This is a genomic window from Flavobacterium sp., assembly GCF_043778725.1.
GTDB lineage: Bacteria > Bacteroidota > Bacteroidia > Flavobacteriales > Flavobacteriaceae > Flavobacterium.
Genome location: NZ_JAYWFT010000042.1, coordinates 1 through 2363 on the forward strand (window position 1 = coordinate 1; position 2363 = coordinate 2363).

2 protein-coding genes are annotated in these 2363 nt (G+C 31.9%); both read left to right on the top strand.

Going from position 1 to position 2363, the window contains the following annotated elements:
* A partial coding sequence (locus ACH2CG_RS03780; RefSeq protein WP_395062349.1) for an AlwI family type II restriction endonuclease occupies positions 1-1031 on the top strand: 1031 nt, incomplete at its 5' end.
* A gap of 263 nt (positions 1032-1294) precedes the next feature.
* Positions 1295-2077, top strand: coding sequence for a T9SS type A sorting domain-containing protein (locus tag ACH2CG_RS03785; protein WP_395062351.1), 783 nt, complete (start codon positions 1295-1297; stop codon positions 2075-2077).
* Positions 2078-2363: the final 286 nt, after the last annotated feature.

Sequence of the window (2363 nt, forward strand, 5' to 3'; positions counted from 1 at the left end):
ACGATGCTTCAATTGCCAAATTTTTAAAAACAAAAGCAAGTAATTTGCGTGATTATGCAGATGCTTGTATAAGGTATATAAGAGCGACAGGATTAGTAAATATTTCACACATTGGAAAATCTGTTTCAATCGTAACTGAAAAAATTGAAGAAGTAGATTATTTCTTGCAACATACAGACAGAGAACCTTGCTTCATTGACAATGAAAGCGAATATGTAAATTATCTTGGCAATGCAGAAACACCAACTTTATTAACAGATAACAGAGCGTTGCTTTTCAATAAAATTCAAACAGAATTTTCACATATTTCAATTAGCGAAGAAACCAGTTTACAACAATTAAAAGAAATTTTTGCAGACGAATTAGAAAGCAGAAAAGAGCAAATAATTTCAGAGCAAGTTACTGCCATAAAGGACTATCGTTTGTTTGAAGAAATCAATTCAACTTTTGACCAAATCATTGACAACTCACTTTATGACACACCTTTAATGTTAGAATGGAACACTTGGAGAGCAATGACAATGTTAGACGGAGGAAATATAAAAGCAAACTTAAAATTCGATGATTTTGGAAATCCAATGGCAACAGCACAAGGAAATATGGCTGATATTGTTTGTGATTATGGAGATTTTGGTTTGACTGTTGAAGTTACAATGCAAGGTGGGCAACGACAATATGAAACAGAAAGCGAACCTGTTACAAGACATCTTGCAAAAGTAAAAAAAGAAACAAATAAACCAGCGTATTGTTTATTCATTGCACCGAAAATAAACGAGGCTTGTATTGCACATTTTTACGCTTTACATAAAATGAACATTAGCTATTATGGTGGAACTTCTACAATCGTTCCTTTACCATTGAGCGTATTTGTAAAAATGGTTGAAGACTCACATAATGCAGAGTATGTTCCAGAACCAAGACACATTCAACGATTTTTTGAGCGTTCTAACGAATTGGCAAACACAACGACAAGTGAAGTGGAATGGTATAACGAAATAACAAACGAAGCCTTAAATTGGTTGACAGCATAACGACCGAAAAAAGAACGGCAGATAACAAGGGTTTTGTGAAATTGGGGCAGAAGTGCTAAATTTGAACATTAGTAATTCTAATCAACATTAGTGGTTTATTGAACATTTGTGCCTTGAAATCCCCAACTTCACAAAGCCCCAAACCGTTAGCTGATATTTTTGCCAAAAATTACGCAAAAAGGAAATATCATAAAAAGATAACGTTTAACGGCTATAAATCCCAAAGCCAAAACACAAAAAGTGTCGGGAAAATAAACAGAATTATGAGAAAAATTATTTTTGGCTTAATTGCCACAGCATCAATTTCAAATTTGTCATTTGGACAAGCAACATTAGAACATTCTTATGCAACCAAAATTATTGGTTGGGAACAAACAAATGCTTTTAAAACTGATGCTGGATTAAATTATTATACAGTTGAAGGAACAAATGTTTTGAAAATTTATAATAGTTCACATTCTTTGACAAATACTGTAACAATTCCAATTGATAGCGGTTATGAATTAAATGGAATTTATGGAGCATCAGACAAATTATTTAATACTGACGCATTAACTGAATTTCTAATATTTACAGAAATAAGTAGCGCAAGCGGAATGACTTATAAGTTAACTTTAATAAACCAAAACGGAGCAATTTTACAACAATTAGGCGACAGAGGTGATGCTTATATAATTAAAGGAACTTCTGGAGAATTTAAATTAATTACAATAAAGAATTTATACGATTCTCAACCAAATGCGACAAATAATCTATATGATGTTTGGTCATTACCTGGAACTTCTTTAGGAACTGTAATGCTGAATAAAAATGCAAGTTCATTTTTTGGTTTTCCAAATCCAACAGAAAACAAAATTGCAATCACAAATAATTTAGAAAACGGACAAAATGGAACTTTAGAAGTTTTTGATACAAATGGTAAAAAAGTAATACAAAAAAATGTAGTTGGAGAAAACGGAGAAATTAATTTAGACGTAACCGAATTAAGCAACGGAGTTTATATTTACAAACTAAACGGACAAACAAACAGATTTATAAAAAAATAATTTAAAAGAACGTTTAGCTGAAAAAAGAAAAACATCAGCTAACAGCAGTTTGCAGAAATGGCGGGTTTTGGGCTTAATTTAAAGTTGGTTTTGTACTTGCAAAGTCAGTGTTTAACCGAAAGTTTAGGCTTCCTTAATCCGCCACTTCTGCAAGCTGCGAAACGTTAGCTGATATTTTTGCCAAAAATTGGAGAATTCAAAAACCTAACGCAACAAATGATAAATTTTATCTTTGTTGAATTATGGAAAAAAAACACAAACGATTATCGTTTAAAGAACGAGTTGT

Excerpts from the sequence above, each read along its gene's own strand:
- ACH2CG_RS03785 (WP_395062351.1), top strand. The coding sequence starts at position 1,295 with ATGAGAAAAATTATTTTTGGCTTAATTGCCACAGCATCAATTTCAAAT.